This window comes from Mycobacterium sp. NGS40, assembly GCF_059812735.1.
On record NZ_JCALDG010000011.1, the window covers coordinates 110,779 to 132,141 of the forward strand.

Sequence of the window (21,363 nt, forward strand, 5' to 3'; positions counted from 1 at the left end):
ATCGTCGGCGGTGGCTATGAAGTTGCGCACGCCGCTGACCGATCTGGTCGGCGTCGAGCACCCAGTGGTGCAAACCGGGATGGGCTGGGTGGCCGGCGCGCGGCTGGTGGCGGCCACCGCCAATGCCGGCGGGCTCGGCATCTTGGCGTCGGCCACGATGACACTGGACGAGTTGGCGACGGCCATCGGCAAGGTCAAGGCCGCCACCGACAAGCCGTTCGGTGTGAACATGCGCGCCGATGCGGCGGATGCCGGCGACCGGGTTGAGCTGATGATCCGCGAGGGCGTGAAGGTGGCGTCGTTCGCGCTGGCGCCCAAGCAGGAATTGATCGCCCGCCTGAAAGAGGCCGGGGCGGTGGTGATTCCGTCGATCGGAGCGGCCAAGCACGCACGCAAGGTCGCGAGCTGGGGTGCCGACGCGATGATCGTGCAGGGCGGCGAGGGCGGCGGGCACACCGGACCCGTCGCGACCACGCTGCTGCTGCCGTCGGTGCTGGACGCCGTGCAGGGCACCGGTATCCCGGTGATCGCGGCGGGTGGCTTCTTCGACGGGCGCGGGCTGGCTGCCGCGTTGTCCTACGGTGCGGCCGGGGTGGCGATGGGCACCCGGTTCCTGCTCACCTCGGATTCGACCGTTCCCGAAGCGGTGAAGCGCCGTTACCTGGAGTCGGCCCTGGACGGCACCGTGGTCACCACGCGGGTCGACGGCATGCCGCATCGGGTGCTGCGCACCGGGCTGGTCGAGAAGCTGGAAAACGGCACGCCGATAAGGGGTTTGACCGCCGCCGTGCGCAATGCCGCGAAGTTCAAGCACATGTCCGGAATGACCTGGAAGTCGATGATCCAAGACGGCATGGCGATGCGTCACGGCAAGGAAATGACCCTGGCGCAGGTGGTGATGGCGGCCAACACTCCAATGTTGTTGAAAGCCGGCCTCGTTGAGGGCAACACCGAAGCCGGAGTGCTGGCGTCCGGACAGGTCGCCGGCATTCTCGAAGACCTACCATCGTGCGCCGAGCTGATCGAGGCGATCGTGCGCGACGCGATCAAGCACCTGCAATCGGCGTCAGGGCTGATCTCGGAGTAGCCTCCGACGCCGAGTGTGAACCTCACGACGCAACACGCCGTCTTGGCGTCGTGCAGTTCACACTCGGGCCGGTGGAGCGCCACCCGGCGGCGTGCATCGCTGCCACGACGCGGGCGACGAAGGTGCCCTGGCGGTATCGAAGTAAATCGCTGCTCGCTCTAACGACCGTCCAACCCAGAGCGAGTAATGCGCTGTACCGGTCGATGTCCCGGTCGCGCTGCTGGCGGTCCGTCCAGTGTTGTGGACCGTCGTATTCGATGCCGAGGCGAAGCTCCTCGTAGCCCATGTCCAAGCGGGCGACGAAGTCGCCGAATTCGTCGAATACCCGGATCTGGGTTTGCGGTTTCGGCAAGCCGGCGTCGATCAGCGCCAGCCGAGTCCGCGTCTCCTGCGGGGATTCCGCGCCTGCGTCAAGCAGTGGCATTACTCGGCGCAATCGGGTCAGACCACGCGCTCCCGGGTGCCCGGCGATGACGGCCTCGATGTCAGTCTGTGCCACGCCCGTCGCATTCATCAGCGCATCGAGCCGTTGAACAGCGTGCAGTCGCGAGACGGTCCGTCGCCCGATATCGAAGGCGGTCCGCGCCGGTGAAGTGACCGGGACACCATCGACGATGAACACTTCGTGGGATTCCAGGAAATCCGTGTGGACGGTAATCCCGCTGGGAGGCCGCCGATTGTCATGCACCAGTTCGGCATTGAGTGCCGCGCTCACCCATTTCGTGCCGAGCAGCGCGGCTGCCGAGTGGCCCGCGACGACCGCCCTGCGTCGCGACCACAACCACGCTGCACAAGCACGCTGGGCCGCCGTCAGCTCGATATCGGCCGGAGCGTAGACCCCGGGGTAAACGGGTTCGTACAACGCACGCATGGCCCGCTCCGGCAATGCTTTGGCGGCCAGCGCTTCCGAGACCAGGAAGGGCCACGGATGTTCTTCCATGGCCGCATGCTGGCATCAGCCACCGACAACTTTCACCGAGTGTGCATCCTGCGACGCAACACGCCGACAACGCGTCGAGTGGTTCACACTCGGCGAAGAAGAGTGGACCGGTGTTACAGGCGCTCGATGATCGTGACGTTGGCGGTGCCGCCGCCCTCGCACATGGTCTGCAGGCCGTAACGGCCGCCGATGCGCTCGAGCTCGTTGAGCATGGTGGTGAAAAGCTTTGCGCCAGTGGCGCCCAGCGGGTGACCGAGGGCGATCGCGCCGCCGTTGGGGTTGACCTTTTCCGGATCGGCCTTGACTTCCTTGAGCCACGCCATCACCACCGGTGCGAATGCCTCGTTGATCTCGACCGTGTCGATGTCGCTGATCGAGAGCCCGGTCTTTTCCAGCGCGTAACGGGTCGCCGGGATGGGGCCGGTCAGCATGAACACCGGATCGGCCGCACGGGCGCTGATGTGGTGGATGCGGGCGCGGGGCTTGAGCTTGTGGTCCTTGACCGCCTGCTCGGAAGCCAGCAGCACCGCGCTCGCGCCGTCGGAGATCTGGCTGGCCATCGCCGCCGTCAGCCGGCCACCCTCGACCAGGGTCTTAAGGCCGGCCATCTTCTCCAGCGACGACTCGCGCGGGCCCTCGTCGACCCGGAACGGCCCGGATTCGGTTTCGACAGTGATGATCTCGTTGTCGAAGTGACCGCTGCGAATGGCCGCGAAGGCGCGCTCGTGGCTGGTCAGCGAGTACTGCTCCATTTCCTCGCGCGACAGGTTCCACTTCTCGGCGATCATCTCCGCGCCGCGGAACTGGGAGATCTCCTGGTCGCCGTAGCGATGCAGCCACTGCTTGGACTCGTTGGTCGGCGTGGTGAAGCCGAACTGCTCGCCGACCGTCATGGCCGACGAGATCGGGATCCAGCTCATGTTCTGCATGCCGCCGGCCACGATGAGATCGGCCGTACCCGCCATGATCGCCTGTGCGCCAAAGGAAACCGCCTGCTGGCTGGAGCCGCACTGCCGGTCCACGGTGACGCCGGGGACCTCTTCGGGATAGCCGGCGGCCAGCCACGAGAGCCGGGCGATGTTGCCGGCCTGCCCGCCGATGGCGTCAACACAGCCGGCGATCACGTCCTCGACGGCGGCGGGGTCGACATCCACCCGGTCGAGCAGTCCGCGCCACGCATGGGCGCCCAGGTCGACGGGATGGATCCCGGCCAGTGCACCGTTGCGCTTGCCGACCGCGGTACGCACAGCGTCGATGACGTACGCCTCAGCCATGGTGTCGCTCCTCATCACTTCGTTCCGCATCGTCGCCGACACGAGCCATGTTCAGACTCCTTCTCTGGTGATCCCGCCAAGCACGATGGCGAGATATTGCTGGCCCACCTGTTCCGCGGTGAGCGGGCCGCCGGGTTGATACCAGCGCACCGACACCCAGGTGGTGTCACGGATAAATCGGTAGACAAGGTCGACGTCGAGGTCGGGCTGGAAGTAGCCCTCGTCGACGCCCTGATTCAGCAACTCGACCCACATCTTGCGTTGTTGCCGATTCATGTCCTCGATGTAGGAGAAGCGGGGCTGCGACAGCAACCGCTGAGCTTCGTCCTGGTAGATGACGACCTGCGCGTGCCGATGCTCGATCGCCTCGAACGAGGCCATGAACAGGCCCTTAAGTCGCTCCAGCGGATTGGTTTCGCTGTCGACGATTTCTTGGTAGCGGGCGAACAACCAGTCCAGGAAGCTGCGCAACAGCTCGTCGACCATCTCCTCTTTGGAGGAGAAATGGTGGTAGAGGCTGCCGGACAAGATGCCGGCACCGTCGGCGATATCGCGCACGGTCGTGGCGCGCAGACCCCGCTCGGCGAACATGGTGGCGGCGAGCTCCAAGAGCTCGTCTCGCCGGCTGTTCGCCTGACCGGTCACTCGGTCCACCCGGTCAGGATATCAACCAAGCGCTTGCTTGGCTACCCGGGATCACGGGTGCTGACTGGAAACCGAGATGACCTCGCCGGTGAGGTAGCTCGAATAGTCGCTGGCTAAGAACGCGATGGTGGCCGCGACTTCCCACGGCTCGGCGGCCCGTCCGAACGCCTCGCCGGCCGACAGCCGGTCCAGCAGATCGGAGGAGGTCGTCTTGTCCAGGAACTTGTGCCGCGCGATGCTGGGCGACACCGCATTGATACGGACATCGTATTCGGCGGCTTCGATTGCGCTGCAACGGGTTAGCGCCATCACGCCCGCCTTCGCGGCCGCATAGTGTGACTGCGAGTGTTGCGCCCGCCAGCCCAGAACGCTGGCGTTGTTGACGATCACGCCGCCATGCGGCGCGTCGCGAAAGTAGCGCAACGCGGCCCGGGTGGCGCGGAACACCGAGGTCAGAGTGACGTCCAGGACACGGTCCCATTCGTCGTCGGTCATGTCGGCCACCGGCGTCTGCCCGCCCAGGCCGGCATTGTTGACCAGCACGTCAATGCGCCCCATCCGCGCGGTGGCCGAGTCGATCAGCGCATCGACCTGAGCAGTCGACGTCACGTCGCACACCACATGCTCGACCCGACCCTGGCCCAGCGCCGACAATTCCTCGGCGGCCTCGCCCAGCCGTCGTTCGTGGTGGTCGGAGATCACCACGTCGGCGCCCTCGGCCAAGGCCCGGCGGGCGGTCGCCGAGCCGATGCCGGTGCCCGCTGCCGCCGTCACGACGACGACCTTTCCGGTCAAGAGTCCATGTCCGGCAATCTCTTTCGGCGCTTCGGCCAGACTCATGCTTCCTCCTGTGTCTTCGCGCAAGCGCTCATCCACGAACTTCCCGGGGTAGGCCGAGCACCCGCTCGGCGATGATGTTGCGCTGAATCTCGTTGGATCCGCCGTAAATGGTGTCGGCGCGGCTGAACAGGAACAGCCGCTGCCACTCGTCGAACTCGCCGTCCGCCAGGGCGAGGCCCGGCTTGCCGACGACGTCCATCGCCAGCTCGCCCAGATCGCGATGCCAGTTGGCCCACAACAACTTCGACACGTTGTCCTGGCCGGGCTGCTCGACGTCCATCGTGGCAAGCGCGTAGCTGCGCATGGCCCGCAGGCCGGTCCAGGCCCGGGTCAGCCGCTGCCGGATGAACGGATCATCGGCGGCGCCGTTGCGTTGCGCGACCTCGGCCAGGTTGGAAAGCTCACGGGCGTAACGGATCTGCTGCCCCAGCGTCGACACCCCGCGCTCGAAGGTCAGCGTTCCCATCGCGACCCGCCAACCGTCACCCGGCTCGCCCACCACCAAGCCTGCCTCGGTGCGGGCATCGTCGAAGAAAACCTCGTTGAATTCCGAATCTCCGGTCAACTGGATGATCGGACGCACTTGCACGCCCGGCTGGTCCAGCGGCACCAGCAGATACGACAGCCCGGCATGCCGCTTGGAACCCTTCTCGGTGCGCGCGACCACGAAGCACCACTGCGCCCAGTGCGCCAGCGACGTCCACACCTTCTGGCCGTTGATCACCCACTCCCCACCTCCTGAGCCGTCGAGCTCGGCGGTGGTCGCGACGTTGGCCAGGTCGCTGCCGGCGCCCGGCTCCGAATACCCCTGGCACCACAGCTCGGTCACGTCGAGAATTCGCGGCAGGAAACGCTGCTGCTGCTCGGGCGTGCCAAACGCGATCAGCGTCGGACCGAGCAGCTCCTCGCCGAAGTGGTTGACCTTGTCCGGAGCATCGGCCTTGGCGTACTCCTCGTAGAAGGCCACCCGGTGCGCGGTCGAGAGCCCCCGGCCGCCGTGCTCTTCCGGCCACCCCAGACAGGTCAGTCCCGCCGCGGCGAGATGCTGATTCCATGCCCGGCGTTCTTCGAATGCTTCGTGCTCGCGCCCTGGACCGCCCAGGCCCTTGAGCGCTGCGAATTCACCGACCAGATTGTCGGCGAGCCAACCGCGGACCTCCGCCCGGAACTCCTCGACGTCCTGCATGCCCTGTAGGCTAACCTACCAAGCACTTGCTTTGTTAGGAGTATCCCCATGACTGGCGATCCGCGCACTGTGCCCGCGGCGTTGGATCGTTTCGTCGACCGATTCCCCGACCAGGTTGCACTGATCACCGAGGACAGGTCCTTCACGGCGACCGAACTCCGCGACGAGGTGCACCGCGCGGCCGCGGCGCTGATCGCGCTGGGTGTCGAGCACGGCGATCGGGTGGCGGTGTGGTCGCCGAACACTTGGCATTGGGTGGTCGCGTGTCTGGGGATTCACCACGCCGGCGCCGCGCTGGTGCCGTTGAACACCCGCTACACCGCCGCCGAGGCCAGCGACATCCTGGCGCGCACGGGTGCGCCGGTGCTGTTCGGGATGGGGCAATTCCTCGGCAACGATCGCGTTGCCGGCCTCGACCGTGCCGCACTGCCCGCGCTGCGCCACATCGTCCGGATTCCGATCGACGCCGACGATGGGAATTGGGACGAGTTCATCGAGGAGGGCACCGACACCGACGCCGTGATCGCCCGGGCCGCTGAGGTCGTGCCCGACGACCTCAGCGACATCCTGTTCACCTCCGGTACCACCGGCCGCAGCAAAGGTGTGTTGTGCGCACACCGGCAATCGCTGTCGGCGTCGGCGTCGTGGGCAGCCAACGGCAAGATCAGCAGCGACGACCGCTATCTGTGCATCAACCCGTTCTTCCACAACTTCGGCTACAAGGCCGGCATCCTGGCGTGCCTGCAAACCGGGGCGACGCTGATCCCGCATCTGACCTTCGATCCGCTGCGCGCACTGCAGGCGATCGAGCAGCACCGCATCACCGTATTACCCGGGCCGCCAACGATTTACCAAACTCTGCTCGATCACCCGGCCCGCGGCGACTACGACCTGAGTTCGCTGCGGTTCGCCGTCACCGGGGCCGCCACCGTTCCGGTTGTGTTGGTGGAACGCATGCAGTCCGAGCTCGACATCGACATCGTGCTGACCGCCTACGGCCTGACCGAGGCCAACGGCATGGGCACCAGTTGCCGTGCCGACGACGATGCGGTGACGGTCGCGACCACCTGTGGCCGCCCATTCGCCGGCTTCGAACTACGCATCGACGCAGCGACTCCCGGTGAATCCGGCGAGGTGTTACTGCGGGGGCCGAACGTGATGCTGGGCTACCTCGACGACCCGGAGGCCACCGCCGCGGCCATCGACACCGACGGCTGGCTGCACACCGGCGACATCGGCGTCCTCGACACGAACGGCAACCTGCGCATCACCGACCGCCTCAAGGACATGTACATCTGCGGCGGATTCAACGTCTATCCCGCCGAGATCGAACAGGTGCTGGCCCGCATGGACGGGGTGGCCGACGTCGCGGTGATCGGGGTTCCCGACGAGCGCCTTGGCGAGGTCGGCCGGGCATTCCTGGTGACCCGGCCCGGCGCGAACCTCGACGAGCAGTCAGTAATCGCTTACGCCCGAGAACATTTGGCGAACTTCAAGGCACCACGGTCCGTGCGGTTCGTCGACGAATTGCCGCGCAACGCCGGCGGCAAGGTGCTCAAACCACAACTGCGAGAATGGACCTGAAATGGACTCCAAATGGACTTAGCACTGGACGAAGAGACCCTGGCCTTTGCGGCCGAGGTGCGGGACTTCCTGTCGGCCAACGCCGAGTCGATCCCGACAGAGTCGTATGACAACGCGGAAGGCTTTGCCCAGCATCGTCATTGGGACAAGGTGCTGTACGACGCAGGCCTGTCGGTCATCAACTGGCCGGAGAAGTACGGCGGCCGCGACGCGTCGCTGTTGCATTGGGTGGTCTACGAGGAAGAGTACTTCCGTGCCGGAGCACCGGGTCGCGCCAGCGCCAACGGCATCTCAATGTTGGCACCGACGTTGTTCGCACATGGCACCGAAGAGCAGTTGGACCGCATCCTGCCGAAAATGGCCAGCGGCGAACAGATCTGGGCGCAGGCGTGGTCGGAGCCCGAATCCGGCAGCGACCTGGCGTCGTTGCGGTCCACCGCCACCAAGACCGAAGGCGGCTGGCTGCTGAACGGCCAGAAGATCTGGAGCTCGCGGGCGCCGTTCGCCGAGATGGGCTTCGGACTGTTCCGTTCCGATCCCTCGGCGCAGCGACACAACGGGTTGACCTACTTCATGTTCGACCTGAAGGCCAAGGGCGTGACCGTGCGGCCCATCGTCCAGCTGGGCGGGGACACCGGATTCGGTGAGATCTTCCTCGACGACGTCTTCGTGCCCGACGAGGATGTCATCGGCACCCCGAACGAGGGCTGGAGCGCGGCCATGAGCACGTCCAGCAACGAACGCGGCATGTCGCTGCGCAGCCCGGCCCGCTTTCTGGCGGCCGCGCAACGGCTGGTGCAGCTGTGGAAAGACAACGGCTCCCCCACCGAATTCGCCGATCGAGTCGCCGACGCCTGGATCAAGGCGCAGGCCTACCGGCTGCAGACGTTCGGCACGGTGACCCGGCTGGCCGCCGGCGGGGAGCTGGGTGCCGAATCCTCGGTGACGAAAGTGTTCTGGTCCGACCTCGACGTGGCGATTCACCAGACGGCGCTGGACATCCGGGGCGCCGACGGGGAGCTGGCCGGGCCGTGGACCGATGGTTTGCTGTTCGCGCTGGGCGGCCCAATCTATGCCGGTACCAACGAAATTCAGCGCAATATCATCTCCGAGCGGCTGCTGGGCCTGCCGCGCGAAAAGTCCGGAGGCAAGAAGTGAAATTTGCGCTCGACGAACAGCAGCGCGACTTCGCGGCCAGCATCGACGCGGCGCTGGGTGCGGCGGACCTGCCCGGCGCGCTACGCGCGTGGTCCGACGGCGACGTCGCACCCGGCCGCAAGGTATGGGAGCAGCTGGCCGACCTCGGCGTCACCGCACTGATAGTGCCGGAGAAATACGACGGCCTCGACGCCCACCCGGTGGATCTGGTGGTCGCGCTCGAACGCCTCGGCCGCTGGTGTGTGCCGGGTCCGGTCACCGAATCCATCGCCGTGGCACCGATTTTGCTCGCCGACGACCAGCGCAGCGCCGAGTTGTCCAGCGGTGAACTGATCGCCACGGTCGCGCTGCCGCCGCACACCCCGCGCGCGGTGGACGCTCAAGCCGCCGGGCTGGTGCTGCTGGCCACCGGCGACGGCGTCAGCGAAGCGGACGCGGGGGGATGCCACCGGTCCGTGGACCCCAGCCGGCGCTTGTATGACGTGGCGGCAACCGGTGCGACTTGGCAGGCAGACATCCAGCGCGCCTTTGAATTCGGCGCACTGGCAACTGCGGCGCAGTTGGTCGGGGCTGCCGAGGCCCTGCTGGATGCCACCGTCGAGTACGCCAAGCAGCGCGCGCAGTTCGGCCGGGTGATCGGCTCCTATCAGGCGATCAAGCACAAGCTGGCCGACGTACACATCGCGATCGAACTGGCGCGCCCACTCGTCTACGGCGCGGCCTTGTCGTTGGAGCCCCGTGAGGTGAGCGCGGCGAAAGCCGCGGCGTCCGATGCCGGCCTGCTGGCCGCGCGGTCGGCGTTGCAGACGCACGGCGCGATCGGCTTCACCCAGGAGTACGACCTGTCACTGTGGCTGCTGCGGGTGCAGGCGCTGCGGTCGGCCTGGGGCACGCCGGAGGCGCACCGGTGCCGAGTGTTGGAGGCATTGTGAGTTGCGCCGGCGACGATGCAGCGCGCAGCAATGAAGAGGAGCGGCGCCATGACTGAAGAACGGGAACTGCTGCGTGAGACCGTCGCTGCGCTGGTCACCAAGCACGCCAATCCCGCGGCGGTGCGGACCGCGATCGCAGCCGAGCACGGCTATGACGAATCGCTGTGGCAGCTGCTGTGCGAGCAGGTGGGTGCCGCCGCGCTGGTGATACCCGAGGAGCTGGGCGGGGCCGGCGGCGAATTGGCCGACGCCGCAACGGTTCTGCAGGAGCTTGGCCGCGCCTTGGTACCCTCCCCGTTGCTGGGCACCACGCTGGCCGAGCTCGCGCTGCTGGCCGCACCCGAGCCGGACGCCCAGACACTGGAAGCGCTGGCCGCGGGCGACTCGATTGGAGCGCTGGTGTTCGACGCGGACTACGTCGTCAACGGCGACGTCGCCGACGTCGTGGTCGCAGCGGCCGACGGAGAACTGAGCCGGTGGACCCGGTTCAGCGTGCAGCCCGTTACCGCGATGGACCCCACCCGGCGGCTGGCCCGAATCCAGCCCGAAGACACCGTAGCGCTAGGCCCCGACCCGGGCCTGGCCGACACCGCGGCCATCCTGCTGGCGGCCGAGCAGATCGGCGCCGCCGAACGCTGCCTGGAACTGACCGTCGAATACGCCAAGAACCGGGTGCAATTCGGCAGGCCGATCGGCAGCTTCCAGGCCCTCAAGCATCGGATGGCCGATCTGTATGTCGCGATCGCCGCGGCCAAGGCCGTGGTGAACGAAGCCTGTGACGACCCCACCCCCACCAACGCCGCAACGGCTCGGCTGGCCGCCACCGAGGCGCTGTGTACTGTGACGAGCGAGGGCGTCCAGCTGCACGGGGGCATCGCGATCACCTGGGAGCACGACATGCACTTGTATTTCAAACGCGCACACGGCAGCGCCCAGCTGCTCGACTCGCCACGAGAGGTGCTGCGCCAACTCGAATCCGAGGTGCTCGAAACGTCGTGAACGCCTCCGTCGCGCTGCGCGCCGGCATCCCGCCCTTCCATGTGATGGATGTCTGGCTGGCGGCCGCGGAGCGCCAGCGCAGCCACGGCGATCTGGTCAATCTGTCGGCGGGGCAACCCAGCGTGGGCGCTCCGGAGCCGGTCCGCGCCGCGGCGGCAGCGGCCGTGCAGGCCAACCAGCTGGGCTACACCGTCGCCCTGGGCATTCCCGAGCTGCGCGCTGCTATCGCGGCGAATTACCAACGCCTGCATGGTATCTCGGTTGAACCCGACGCCGTGGTAGTCACCACGGGATCCTCAGGCGGGTTCCTGCTGGCATTTCTGGCCTGCTTCGATGTCGGGGATCGGGTCGCGCTGGCCAGCCCCGGCTACCCGTGTTACCGGAACATCCTGTCCGCGTTGGGATGTGAGGTGGTGGAAATCCCGTGCGGTCCCCAGACCCGATTCCAGCCCACCGCACAGATGCTGTCCGAACTCGACCCTCCGGTGCGCGGTGTCATCGTGGCCAGTCCGGCCAATCCCACCGGCACCGTCATACCGCCCGAAGAGCTGGCGGCAATCGCATCGTGGTGCGACTCCTCCGGCGTCCGGCTGATCAGCGACGAGGTCTATCACGGGCTGGTCTACGAGGGTGCCCCGCAAACCAGCAGCGCCTGGCAGACCTCACGAAATGCCGTGGTGGTCAATAGCTTTTCCAAGTACTACGCGATGACCGGCTGGCGGCTGGGCTGGTTGCTGGTGCCGCCCGAGCTGCTTCGTGCGGTGGACTGCCTGACCGGCAACTTCACCATCTGCCCGCCGGTGCTGCCGCAACTCGCCGCGGTCGCCGCGTTCACGCCGCAGGCAACCGCCGAAGCCGAAGGCAACCTCCACCACTACGCGGTCAACCGCTCACTGCTGCTGGACGGGCTGCGCGGAATCGGTATCGACCGGCTGGCTCCGACCGACGGTGCGTTCTATGTCTACGCCGACGTCTCGGACTACACCGACGACTCGCTGGCATTCTGTTCAAAACTGTTGGCCGACACCGGCGTTGCGATTGCTCCCGGTATCGACTTCGATACCGCGCGTGGCAACAGGTTCGTCCGGCTGTCGTTCGCCGGACCGACCGGCGACATCGAGGAAGCCCTGCGCCGAATCGGGCCGTGGCTGTCGGTCAGCGGTTGAACTTACCGGCGAGGTACTCGGCCCGGGCGGCACTACGGGCCAGTTTGCCACTGGTAGTGCGGGGAATGGTGCCGGCGGCCACGAGCCGCACGTCGGCGATCCGAACCTGGTGGTTGCGCGAAATCGCCGCCCGCACAACGTCTGCGATCTGACCGAGGTCGGTACGTCCGGCGCCCGCGGCCCGCTCGGCCACGATCACCAGCTGCTCGCCGGAGCCACCCTCGGTGGATCCGAGCGCCTCGGCGGGAACGGAGAAGGCGGCGACATAGCCGGTACGAATGGCCGGCGACGACTCGCTGACCGTGGTCTCGATGTCGAACGGGTAATGGTTGCGGCCGTCGATGATGATCAAGTCCTTGATCCGGCCGGTCAGGTACAGCTCGCCGTCCAGGTAGACCCCGAGATCACCGGTCGCCAGCCAGCAGCCGTTGTCGGCGGCACCCTCGGCATGGCTGCCCCTGCTGAGCCGGGACTGCAGCTTGTTGCCGAACACCCGTCGGGTTTCATCCTCGCGTCCGAAGTAGCCGCGGCCGATGTTGACGCCTTGCAACCAGATTTCGCCCACGGTGCCGTCGGGCACCTCGGCGCCGTCGGGGTCGGCGATCACCGCCCACTGGTCGGGGATCGGCTGCCCGCAGGACACCTGGGCGACCGCGTTGGGATCGTCGGGTTCCACGACCACCGCGCGCCCGTCGCCGAGCTGTTCGCGGTCGAGGTAGATCACGCTCGCCGCGGCCTCCTGCGAGATGCTGGCCACCGAGAGCGTCGCCTCCGCCATCCCGTAGGACGGCTTGACCGCGTTCGCGGGCAGCCCGTAGGGAGCAAACGCGTTGGTGAACTTTTCAATGGCCGACATCGTGACGGGCTCGGATCCGTTGAGGATGCACACGACGTTGCTGAGGTCGAGAGTTTCGCCCGCCGGCGGCAATCCACGCTCGGACGTCAGTTCGAAGGCAAAGTTCGGCGCCGCCGCGAAGGTGCGGCCGTAGGCCGACTCGATGCCCAACTGCTTGATCCAGCGGTAGGGCCGGCGAAGAAACGCCATCGGATCCATGATCGTGACGTGCGCCCCGAAGAACGCCGTGAACATGATCATCATCAGCCCCATGTCGTGAAACAGGGGTAACCAACTCACCGTGCGCACATCCACGTCGAGCCCGCCGGACATGACCATCTGCATCGCATTGGTGTAAACGGAGCGGTGGGTGATCTCCACCCCGGCCGGTGACCGGGTCGAACCCGAGGTGTACTGCAAGTAGGCGACGTCGTCGGTGTGCAGGTCTGCGCCGGTGAACATCGCACCAAGGGTCTCCGGCAGCGCGTCGACCGCGATCATCCGCGGGCGCTCGTTCGGCGCCAGCGTCCGGATGAACGTGCGAACAGACTCGGCGGCGGCGGTCGTGGTCAATACCGCGGCGGGGCGGGCGTCTTCCAGCACCGCGGCCAGCCGCTCGGCATGCCCGGACATGGTCGGCGCGAACAGCGGCACGGCGATATTGCCTGCATAGACGCTGCCGAAGAACGCCGCGACGTAGTCGAGGCCCTGCGGCGCGAGGATCGCCACCCGGTCCCCCGGCTTGGTGACCTGCTGCAGCCGGGCGCCGATCGAGCACACCCGGACCCACAGCTGGTTCCAGCTGAGCACCACGGGCCGCCCGTCTGGTTCGTGGGAGTAGTCAAGGAAACGGTAGGCCGGGCTGTCCCCGTGCTCGGCGCGGTTCTTGTCGAAGTACGACGTCAGCGTCAGGCCTTCGGGTACGACGATTGCGACCTCGGGGGACGCGAATCGTTCCGCGTCGTCCGAGGTGGCCACAACATCATCCAAACAAAGATCCCGACTCACGGTAGGACAGATTAATAGGCGCGTGTGCTATTCGCCGCACCGGTTCGATATGGCGGAGATCACGATCGGGCTACTATCGGCGCTTTTGTCACTGCTCGGGGCCTGGTGGCACGGCCCAGGGCGTCGGGATCCATTTGCCGGGCGACCATTTTGGGCGGACGCTTTTCGGTCGCCGCGACGACCGGCGAAACGTTTCTTGCAAACCCGGCACGCGTCGGGGATTTTGTCGCTCAATTGCCGACGATATTGGCGATGCGCGCTTCGAGCCGGCCGCGCTCGCCGACGTCGTCGATATTGATGCCGAACCGGTCACTCAGCGCGTCGACCACCGCGGCGGCATCGTCGAGAACGATCTTCTCGGTCCCGCCGTCGCGGTGGATGGCCAGGTTACGTCCGGACAGATTGATCCGGGCGTCGCCGCTGACCCGGGCGACCATCAGGCCGGTCACGAAGTGCGAGGCCGGGTTTGTCGAGACGTACCAGCTGCCCATCCGCAGATCGATCTGCGGCCGGGTCTGGGTGGTGAATTCGTACAGCGATTGCCATTCGCCGCGCAGTTCCGCCTGCAGCACCAGGCCGTCGCCGCGGTCCTCCAGCCGGTAGGGCTCGTGCGCGGTTTGTTGCACGTTGCCGATTTCGAAGCGAATCGGAGACGTCAGGGTCTGGCCGCCGAAGCCGACGTCCACGAGATAGGACCCCTGCGAACCGGGGAACGTTACGGCTAACACGGTGTGGGTCTGCGCAGGCGTCGCAGCGTCGGGCGCCAGCATCCAGATCACCCGCCCGGTCAACCGCCGTACCCGAAAGCCGACTTCGGCCAGCACGTAACCCAACAGCCCGTTGTGCTCGTAGCAGTAACCGCCGCGGCGCCGGTGCACCAACTTGTCGATCAGGGCGTCTGGACCCAGATCGTCGACCGGCACGCCCATCATCGGATCGAGATTCTCGAACGGGATGGACTGGGTGTGAGCGGTCACTAGACCCTGCAGCACCTCGAGGGTCGGTTCGACCGCACCGCCGTAATTGATCCGGTCGAAGTACGCAGTCAGATCCACTGTCATGGCTCCATTCTGACCGAGGGTTAACCCGCAGGAAACCCAAGGCGACAGAGGGTGTTTGAACAAGTTCATACCTCGCCGAGTCCGTCCCGCTCGAAGCGCGGGCGAGGTCCCTTTTAGTTACGCTTGAGCACGCGAGTCACACTTACGCAGGAGGTTGGCGCCCGTGGCTGATGCACCCAAGACCGAAGGCCCGGCATCGGCCGTCAAGGGCATCCCGGAGGAGTTGGCCGCCGCCGGATTCGACAACGCCCGCCAGGTCGGCAAGGGCGGCGCCGGGGTGGTCTACCGCTGTCACGAGACGGCGTTGGGCCGCAAGGTCGCAATCAAAGTGATGCCGGCGAGTTTCGACGAGGAGAGCCGCGAGCGCTTTCTGCGCGAGGGATATGCGATGGGTGGGCTCTCGGGGCACCCGAACATCCTGAACATCTTGCGCGTCGGCATCACCTCGAGTGGCCAGCCCTACATCGTGATGCCTTACTGCGCTGAGGATTCCCTGGCGGTACGGCTGCGGCGTGAGGGTCGAATCCCATGGCCGGAGGCCATGCGAATCGGGGTGAAGTTGAGTGGCGCATTGGAAACCGCCCACAAGACCGGCATTTTGCACCGTGACATCAAGCCCGCGAACGTGCTCGTCAACGATTACGGCGAACCGCAATTGGCCGACTTCGGGATCGCTCACATCCAGGGCGGCTATGAAACCACGAGCGGGTTCTTCTCCGGCACAATCGACTACACACCGCCGGAGTCGTTGGCAGGCAATCCCGCGACGGTGGTCTCCGACGTATATTCGCTCGGCGCCACGATTTACACACTGATCGCCGGAACTGCCCCCTATGAGCGCCTGGCGAGCGAAGACCTCGTCGCTCAATACCTGCGTATCAGCACCACCTCCGTCCCCGATTTGCGCGCCAACGGAGTGCCCGACGCGGTCTGCGCTGCAATCGAAGCGGCGATGGAGGTGGACCCCGCGGACCGTCCCTCGTCCGCAGCGGAATTGGGCCGCGAGTTCCAGGCGGCCCAGCGCAGCAACGGCTTGCCCGCCGACGCGATGGCGATCACCGATTCCGGTCGCCACTCGATACGTGCGGCGGCCGTTGAGATCTCCCAATTGGAGGGGCCCGCTTCCGGCGACGACGGCGCGCCGGCACCGTCCACGGCCCCGGCCACCCGGGTCCGGGAATCGGTGATCCAGCGCGAGTTTTCGGATGCGGCACCGGTCTTGCGCGCCGTCTACGACGCCGAGGTGCAGCCAGAGATTGCGCAGACGCACCAGGACGGCGACGACGGGGCACCTCCGGAAGGCGATTCGTCCGGCCCCGCCGGACCGCCCGGTGGAAAGCCTCCGCTGCGGTCGCGGGCGGCGGGGTGGTTCTCGGAGCCGGGAAAGAAGCGCAGCCGCATCGGATTAGCCGCCGGCGCGGCCGTCATGGTCGCTGTGCTGGTCGCCGGCACCGTCTATGCCACACTGCCGTCCGGCGGGGACAACCACACGACCGCCTCGAATGCGCAACAGCCCCCGGCACACCCCGCACAACCGGCTGTGCAGTGGACACCGATCTCGGATGCGCGGGTGGCCCGCTATGCGGTGGCGACGACACAAGTCGACGGCACCATCTGGGTTTTCGGCGGAATTCGAAGCGACGGCACCGTCACCGCGCGGCACGAGGGCTACGACCCGGCCATCGACGAATGGAAACGCGGCGACGATCTGCCCGTCGCGGTTTCGCACGCGATGGCGGTCAACTGGCAGGGCAACCCGGTGGTGCTCGGCGGCTGGACGACGGCTGAGGGTAAAAACGTTGCAGCAGACCAAGTTTGGCGGTTGGTCAACGGTCACTGGGTCGAGCTGCCGCACCTGCTGCAGCCCAGGGCCGCCGCCGCGGCAGCGGTGGTGGGCGACCGCATCGTCGTCACAGGCGGCGTCGATGCGAACGGCGCCCTGCTGAACACCACCGAAGTGTTCGACGGCAATGCGTGGACGCTGGGCGCGCCACTGCCCACGCCCCGGCAGCTGCTGGCCGCGGCCTCGGACGGAAAGCTGGTGTATGCGCTTGGCGGAACGAACGGCGCCGACTTGGCCACGGTCGAGGCATACGACATCGGCATGAAAGCGTGGACGTCGTTGCCCGCGTTGCCAAAAGCCCGCAGCGAGCTCGGCGCGACGGTCGCGGACGGAAGCCTGGTGGCGCTTGGCGGCGTTTCGTCGGGCCAGGTCCTCAAGAGCGTCTCCATCTACGATCTGACGACCAGAACCTGGTCCGGTCTGCCGGATATGGCGACCGCACGGCACGGCATGGCGGTCGCCTCGGTGGAGCGGTCGGTCTATGCAATCGGCGGATCGACGGCGATCGGGGACCAGCAGGCGATCACCTCGGCCGAGATGATCAAACTGCCGCCCCGCAAGACCCAGCCGGCACCGCCGTGGCGTTCGCTACCGGACGCTCCGACTCCCCGGCTGATGATGGCCTCGGCCGTGCTCAACGACAAGGTCTGGATCCTCGGCGGGCTGCGCAACGGCGTTGCGCTGCAAACGGTTGAGAGCTACGAGCCACGCACCGGAATCTGGGAACCCGGGCCTGCGTTGCCGATCGCGCTGCACCACGCGGCGGCGGCGGCCTACCGCGGCGAGGTCGTTGTCCTCGGCGGTACAGGCGACAACATCGCCGACGGCTCGAACAAGGTATTCGCGCTGCACGGCGGCAACTGGGTCGAGCTACCGTCGATGCGGCACGGCAGGGCGGCGCCGGCCGCGGCGGTCGTCGGAGACAAACTGGTGGTGGTCGGCGGGCAGAACGGCAAGCAGCTCGTCCCGCAAACCGAGATCTTCGACGGCACTTCGTGGCAGGACGCCGCCGACCTGCCGACCCCGCGCGAACACCTGGCCGCGGTTTCGGACGGCGCGTACGTCTACGCGCTCGGCGGCAGGTCGCTTTCGCCCGACCAGAACTCCGGGGCACTGGAGCGGTTCGACCTCGGGTCGGGTACGTGGGCGAAGTTGGTGGGTATGCCGACACCGCGCGGCAGCTACGGTGCCACCTACATCGACGGGCGCATCGTCGCGCTCGGCGGCGAAGAGCCGTCGAGGGTGCTGAATGTCGGCGAGATGTACGACATCGCCACCGGGAAGTGGACGACGCTGCCGCCGATGCCGACCCCGCGCCACGCCGAGGTGGTGGCCACGGTCGGCAACACCGTCTACGTCATCGGGGGTGCGAACCGCCCCTCACACGAGGGTCCCGTCGCGACCGTCGAGGCCCTTGATTTCAACTAGTACGGCTGTTCAGGACGCCTTTGCTCGTTGTCTCACGCGTTCGGCCACGCCACGTCGCCGGTCCCGACGGATTTCCGCCGATTGATCATGGTCGAATCATGTCCCCGAACAGGCCCCTAGGGATACTCTTGAGCTCGCGAATTCGACAATCGCGGGGAAGTTGAGCGCCAAGGATATGGGTGATGGGTCCCCCAAAGACGCAGCGCCGCCCAGCGGCATCATCGCGGAACTGTCCGACGCCGGATTCGAGGACGCACGCCAAGTCGCCAGGGGCGGCGCAGGAGTCATCTACTGCGCCTACGAGACAGCGCTCGGTCGCAACGTCGCGATCAAGGTGTTGCCTTCGCATATCGACGAGGAAAGCCGCGAGCGCTTTCTGCGTGAAGGCTATGCGATGGGCGGACTCTCGGGGCATCCGAACATCGTCAACATTCTGCGCGTCGGGGTGACCGACAGCGGCCGGCCCTACATCGTGATGCCGTACATGTCCGCGGATTCCCTGGCGGTCCGGTTGCGCCGCGAAGGGCCGACCGCCTGGCCCGAGGCATTGCGAATTGCCGTAAAGCTTTGCGGCGCACTGGAAACCGCACACCGAAGCGGCACCTTACACCGGGACATCAAGCCCGCTAACGTGCTTGTCAGCGACTACGGCGAGCCCCTGCTGAGCGACTTCGGGATCGCCCACATCGAGGGTGGTTACGAAACCGCGACCGGGTTCTTCTCGGGCACAATCGACTACACCGCGCCGGAAGTCATGACCGGTAAGCCGGCCACCGTGGCCTCCGACCTCTACTCGCTGGGCGCCACGATCTATGCGCTAATCGCCGGCGCGGCCGCCCATGAACGCAAGAACGACGAGGACCTCGTCGCACAGTATCTGCGCATCAGTACGACACGGATTCCCGACATGCGCCCGGAAGGAATCCCGGAAGCCGTCTGCGCGGCGATCGAGCATGCGATGGCGATCGATCCGGCGGAACGGCCCGCGTCCGCAGCGGAGTTCGGCCGCGAATTGCAGGCCGCACAGAAGCTCAGCGGATTGCGACCCGATTCGATGGCGATCACCAACACCGCAACCGAATCGGGACGGCAGCTGAACAAGCCGCCCGGCGGCGGCACGGAGACGTCGATCGCCTCCACCGACGCCCTCGCGTCGGCACCGGACGGTACGACGTCGACCGTTCCCGGCTCGGTCCCCCCTGCCGCGGACCCGGGCTCCACCCGGCAACCGGGTGACGTCATCGGGGGCGCGTCGCCGCGCCCGCAGCCCGCTGCTCCCAGTCAGTCCGAGTTCACCCAGGCGGCGAACATCCTCAGGGGCGCCTCCGCCGCGGAAACCCAAGCATTGCTTGGTGCTTCGGCGCCGGGCGGCGGCGGATCCGGCATGCCACCGAGTGGTCCGGGGCAACCGCCGTCGTCCGGTTCGGTCCCACCCTCCTGGCGCAAGCCGATCCTGGTCAAGGTGCGGGAGTGGTTCAGCGAGCCGGGCAAAAAGCGCAACCGCATTGGGCTGGTCGCCGGCGCGCTCGCCGTCGTCGTGTTGCTGGTCGTCGGCGGTCTGTTGTTCCTGACACCCGACAACAAGAACCAGCAACCGGTCGCGGGCAAGCCGACGACCCAGGCGCCGGTGGTGTGGAAGCCGATCACCAACGATCGCGTATCGCGCGTCGAGACGGCGACGACACAGGTCGACGGAACCATCTGGGTATTCGGCGGGATCCGGAGCGACGGCGCGGTCACCGCACTGCAAGAGGGCTACGACCCCGTCATCGACAGCTGGAAAGGCGGCGACGATCTCCCCGTCGCCGTGCAGGATGCGATGGCCGTCAACTGGCAGGGCAACCCGGTCGTACTCGGCGGCTTCAAAAGCGTCGGCGGGAAAAGCGTTGCGACGGATCAGGTTTGGCGAGTCGTCAACAGTCGTTGGGTGGAGCTGCCTCGGCTACTGCAGCCACGCGCGGGAGCAGCGGCCGCGGTCGTGGGCGACCGCCTCGTCGTCACGGGCGGTGTGGACGCCAACGGCGCACTGCTGAACACCACCGAAATCTTCGACGGCACGTCCTGGACCCTCGGCGCTCCGATACCGACCCCGCGCCAACAGCTTGCCGCGGCCTCGGACGGCAAGCTCGTCTACACGGTGGGTGGCACCACCGGGGACTCCGACCAGGTCAACGTCGAGGCGTACGACCCGGTCGCCAAAACCTGGACGACGTTGCCCCCACTGCCCCAGGCGCGTAGCGACCTCGGCGTCGTCATCACCGACGGACGGCTGGTTGCCGTCGGAGGCGTGTCCGGCGGGCAGGTTCTCAAAAGCGTTTCGGTGTTCGACCTGATGAGCAAAACGTGGTCGGGTCTGCCCGACATGTCGACCCCGCGACACGGCATGGCGGTCGCGGCGGTCGAAAAGTCCGTCTACGCGATCGGTGGATCGAGCGTCATCGGCAATGGCCAGCCGACGTCGACGGCCGAAGCACTGAAGCTGCCGGCCCGCAAGATTCAGCCGGCCGCACAATGGCGCTCGCTGCCGGACGCGCCGACCGCCCGGCTGATGATGGCGTGGGCGGTGCTCAACGGCAAGATCTGGATCATGGGCGGCCTGCGCAACGGCGTCGCCCTGCAGACGGTCGAGAGTTTCGACCCGAAGACCGGAGCCTGGGAAACGGGGCCGCCGTTGCCGATTCCGCTGCACCACGCGGCCGCCGCGACCTACCGCGGCGAGGTGGTCATCCTCGGTGGCGCCAGCGACAACATCGCCGACGGTTCCAACAAGGTGTTCGCCCTGCGCGGCGGCAATTGGGTGGAGTTAGCGCCGCTGACGCACGCTCGCGCGGCGCCGGCCGCGGCGGTGGTCGGCGACAAGCTCGTCGCCGTCGGCGGGCAGAACGCCAAGCAGCTGGTGCCGCAAACCGAGGTGTTCGACGGCAGTTCGTGGAAAGACGCCGCCGACATGCCCACCCCGCGCGAACACCTCGCCGCGGTCTCCGATGGCACCTATGTGTACACCGTCGGCGGCCGGTTCCTGTCCTCGGACAAGAACTCCGCGGCCTTGGAGCGGTTCGACCCGCAATCCGGACAGTGGACCAAGCTCGTCGGTATGCCGACACCACGCGGCAGCTACGGCGCCACCTATATCGACGGCCGGATTCTCGCGGTCGGCGGCGAAGAGCCGACCCGCGTGCTCAACGTCGTCGAGATGTACGACATCTCCGAGGACAAATGGAGCACGCTGCCCCCGATGCCGACGCCGCGGCATGCCGAGGTGGTCGCCACGGTGGGCAACACGGTTTATGTGATCGGTGGCGCGAACCGGCCGACGCATGAGGGCCCGATCGCGACCGTCGAGGCCTTGGACTTCATGTAGCCATAGACTGTCCGGC

At 66.9% G+C, this 21,363-nt stretch carries 15 protein-coding genes; 8 read left to right on the forward strand and 7 right to left on the reverse strand.

Features of this window, described 5'->3' with window-relative positions; all coding sequences use genetic code 11:
* Positions 1-16 precede the first annotated feature (16 nt).
* Positions 17-1,087 (forward strand): (3aS,4S,5R,7aS)-5-hydroxy-7a-methyl-1-oxo-octahydro-1H-indene-4-carboxyl-CoA dehydrogenase, encoded by a 1,071-nt coding sequence (gene ipdC, locus AC5Y5O_RS18165; RefSeq protein ID WP_096290300.1) that lies wholly within the window; start codon positions 17-19, stop codon positions 1,085-1,087.
* A 22-nt stretch (positions 1,088-1,109) separates the two neighbouring features.
* Here ipdC and AC5Y5O_RS18170 read toward each other — a convergent pair whose 3' ends face one another.
* From AC5Y5O_RS18170 to ipdE1, 5 genes are all read right to left on the reverse strand, one after another.
* Entirely contained in the window at positions 1,110-2,027 is a 918-nt protein-coding gene (locus AC5Y5O_RS18170; protein WP_500026384.1) for a type IV toxin-antitoxin system AbiEi family antitoxin, read from the reverse strand.
* Positions 2,028-2,140: 113 nt separating this feature from the next.
* On the reverse strand, positions 2,141-3,301 hold the full coding sequence (fadA6, locus tag AC5Y5O_RS18175; protein WP_500026386.1) for a steroid 3-ketoacyl-CoA thiolase FadA6: 1,161 nt from the start codon (positions 3,299-3,301) through the stop codon (positions 2,141-2,143).
* A gap of 51 nt (positions 3,302-3,352) precedes the next feature.
* On the reverse strand, positions 3,353-3,955 hold the full coding sequence (gene kstR2 / locus AC5Y5O_RS18180) for a TetR family transcriptional regulator KstR2 (RefSeq protein ID WP_096290302.1): 603 nt from the start codon (positions 3,953-3,955) through the stop codon (positions 3,353-3,355).
* Between the two features lie 42 nt (positions 3,956-3,997).
* Entirely contained in the window at positions 3,998-4,786 is a 789-nt protein-coding gene (ipdF, locus tag AC5Y5O_RS18185; protein ID WP_096290303.1) for a (5R,7aS)-5-hydroxy-7a-methyl-1-oxo-2,3,5,6,7,7a-hexahydro-1H-indene-carboxyl-CoA reductase, read from the reverse strand.
* A 28-nt stretch (positions 4,787-4,814) separates the two neighbouring features.
* Positions 4,815-5,972, reverse strand: a complete 1,158-nt coding sequence (gene ipdE1 / locus AC5Y5O_RS18190; RefSeq protein ID WP_096290304.1) for an acyl-CoA dehydrogenase IpdE1 — start codon at positions 5,970-5,972, stop codon at positions 4,815-4,817.
* A gap of 48 nt (positions 5,973-6,020) precedes the next feature.
* Between ipdE1 and fadD3 the strand changes: the two genes are divergently transcribed.
* The 5 genes from fadD3 to AC5Y5O_RS18215 are packed head-to-tail and all read left to right on the forward strand — an operon-like array spanning position 6,021 to position 11,811.
* Entirely contained in the window at positions 6,021-7,556 is a 1,536-nt protein-coding gene (gene fadD3 / locus AC5Y5O_RS18195) for a 3-((3aS,4S,7aS)-7a-methyl-1,5-dioxo-octahydro-1H-inden-4-yl)propanoate--CoA ligase FadD3 (protein ID WP_096290305.1), read from the forward strand.
* Positions 7,557-7,568: 12 nt separating this feature from the next.
* Complete coding sequence (locus tag AC5Y5O_RS18200) at positions 7,569-8,714, forward strand: acyl-CoA dehydrogenase family protein (RefSeq protein WP_096290306.1); 1,146 nt, start codon at positions 7,569-7,571, stop codon at positions 8,712-8,714.
* Positions 8,711-9,646 (forward strand): acyl-CoA dehydrogenase family protein, encoded by a 936-nt coding sequence (locus AC5Y5O_RS18205; RefSeq protein WP_096290307.1) that lies wholly within the window; start codon positions 8,711-8,713, stop codon positions 9,644-9,646. Before AC5Y5O_RS18200 ends, AC5Y5O_RS18205 begins: the two co-directional genes overlap by 4 nt.
* A 48-nt stretch (positions 9,647-9,694) precedes the next feature.
* Positions 9,695-10,645, forward strand: a complete 951-nt coding sequence (gene ipdE2, locus AC5Y5O_RS18210; RefSeq protein ID WP_500026391.1) for an acyl-CoA dehydrogenase IpdE2 — start codon at positions 9,695-9,697, stop codon at positions 10,643-10,645.
* Positions 10,646-10,689: 44 nt separating this feature from the next.
* Positions 10,690-11,811 (forward strand): pyridoxal phosphate-dependent aminotransferase, encoded by a 1,122-nt coding sequence (locus tag AC5Y5O_RS18215; RefSeq protein ID WP_423790955.1) that lies wholly within the window; start codon positions 10,690-10,692, stop codon positions 11,809-11,811.
* Here the strand turns inward: AC5Y5O_RS18215 and AC5Y5O_RS18220 are convergent.
* Both AC5Y5O_RS18220 and AC5Y5O_RS18225 read right to left on the reverse strand, forming a co-directional pair.
* Positions 11,801-13,624: a fatty acyl-AMP ligase gene (locus AC5Y5O_RS18220; RefSeq protein ID WP_243394192.1), complete on the reverse strand. Its 1,824-nt coding sequence runs from the start codon at positions 13,622-13,624 to the stop codon at positions 11,801-11,803. The two genes, AC5Y5O_RS18215 and AC5Y5O_RS18220, sit on opposite strands and share 11 nt — an antisense overlap.
* Before the next feature lie 260 nt (positions 13,625-13,884).
* A complete protein-coding gene (locus tag AC5Y5O_RS18225; protein WP_096290311.1) occupies positions 13,885-14,715 on the reverse strand; it encodes an arylamine N-acetyltransferase family protein in 831 nt (276 codons plus the stop codon).
* A gap of 163 nt (positions 14,716-14,878) precedes the next feature.
* On the opposite strand from AC5Y5O_RS18225, the gene AC5Y5O_RS18230 reads away from it, so the two are divergent.
* Both AC5Y5O_RS18230 and AC5Y5O_RS18235 read left to right on the forward strand, forming a co-directional pair.
* Positions 14,879-17,986 carry a Kelch repeat-containing protein gene (locus AC5Y5O_RS18230; RefSeq protein WP_243394193.1) on the forward strand — a complete coding sequence of 1,036 codons (3,108 nt, stop codon included), beginning with the start codon at positions 14,879-14,881 and terminating at the stop codon, positions 17,984-17,986.
* 175 nt (positions 17,987-18,161) lie between these two features.
* Positions 18,162-21,347: a Kelch repeat-containing protein gene (locus tag AC5Y5O_RS18235; protein WP_500026613.1), complete on the forward strand. Its 3,186-nt coding sequence runs from the start codon at positions 18,162-18,164 to the stop codon at positions 21,345-21,347.
* Positions 21,348-21,363 lie beyond the last annotated feature (16 nt).

Coding starts and splice junctions, on each gene's coding strand:
- fadA6 (WP_500026386.1), bottom strand. CDS start 3,301: ATGGCTGAGGCGTACGTCATCGACGCTGTGCGTACCGCGGTCGGCAAG.
- AC5Y5O_RS18225 (WP_096290311.1), bottom strand. CDS start 14,715: ATGACAGTGGATCTGACTGCGTACTTCGACCGGATCAATTACGGCGGT.
- ipdE1 (WP_096290304.1), bottom strand. CDS start 5,972: ATGCAGGACGTCGAGGAGTTCCGGGCGGAGGTCCGCGGTTGGCTCGCC.
- ipdE2 (WP_500026391.1), top strand. CDS start 9,695: ATGACTGAAGAACGGGAACTGCTGCGTGAGACCGTCGCTGCGCTGGTC.
- AC5Y5O_RS18200 (WP_096290306.1), top strand. CDS start 7,569: ATGGACTTAGCACTGGACGAAGAGACCCTGGCCTTTGCGGCCGAGGTG.
- AC5Y5O_RS18215 (WP_423790955.1), top strand. CDS start 10,690: ATGGATGTCTGGCTGGCGGCCGCGGAGCGCCAGCGCAGCCACGGCGAT.
- fadD3 (WP_096290305.1), top strand. CDS start 6,021: ATGACTGGCGATCCGCGCACTGTGCCCGCGGCGTTGGATCGTTTCGTC.
- AC5Y5O_RS18170 (WP_500026384.1), bottom strand. CDS start 2,027: ATGGAAGAACATCCGTGGCCCTTCCTGGTCTCGGAAGCGCTGGCCGCC.
- AC5Y5O_RS18235 (WP_500026613.1), top strand. CDS start 18,162: ATGGGTGATGGGTCCCCCAAAGACGCAGCGCCGCCCAGCGGCATCATC.
- ipdC (WP_096290300.1), top strand. CDS start 17: ATGAAGTTGCGCACGCCGCTGACCGATCTGGTCGGCGTCGAGCACCCA.
- ipdF (WP_096290303.1), bottom strand. CDS start 4,786: ATGAGTCTGGCCGAAGCGCCGAAAGAGATTGCCGGACATGGACTCTTG.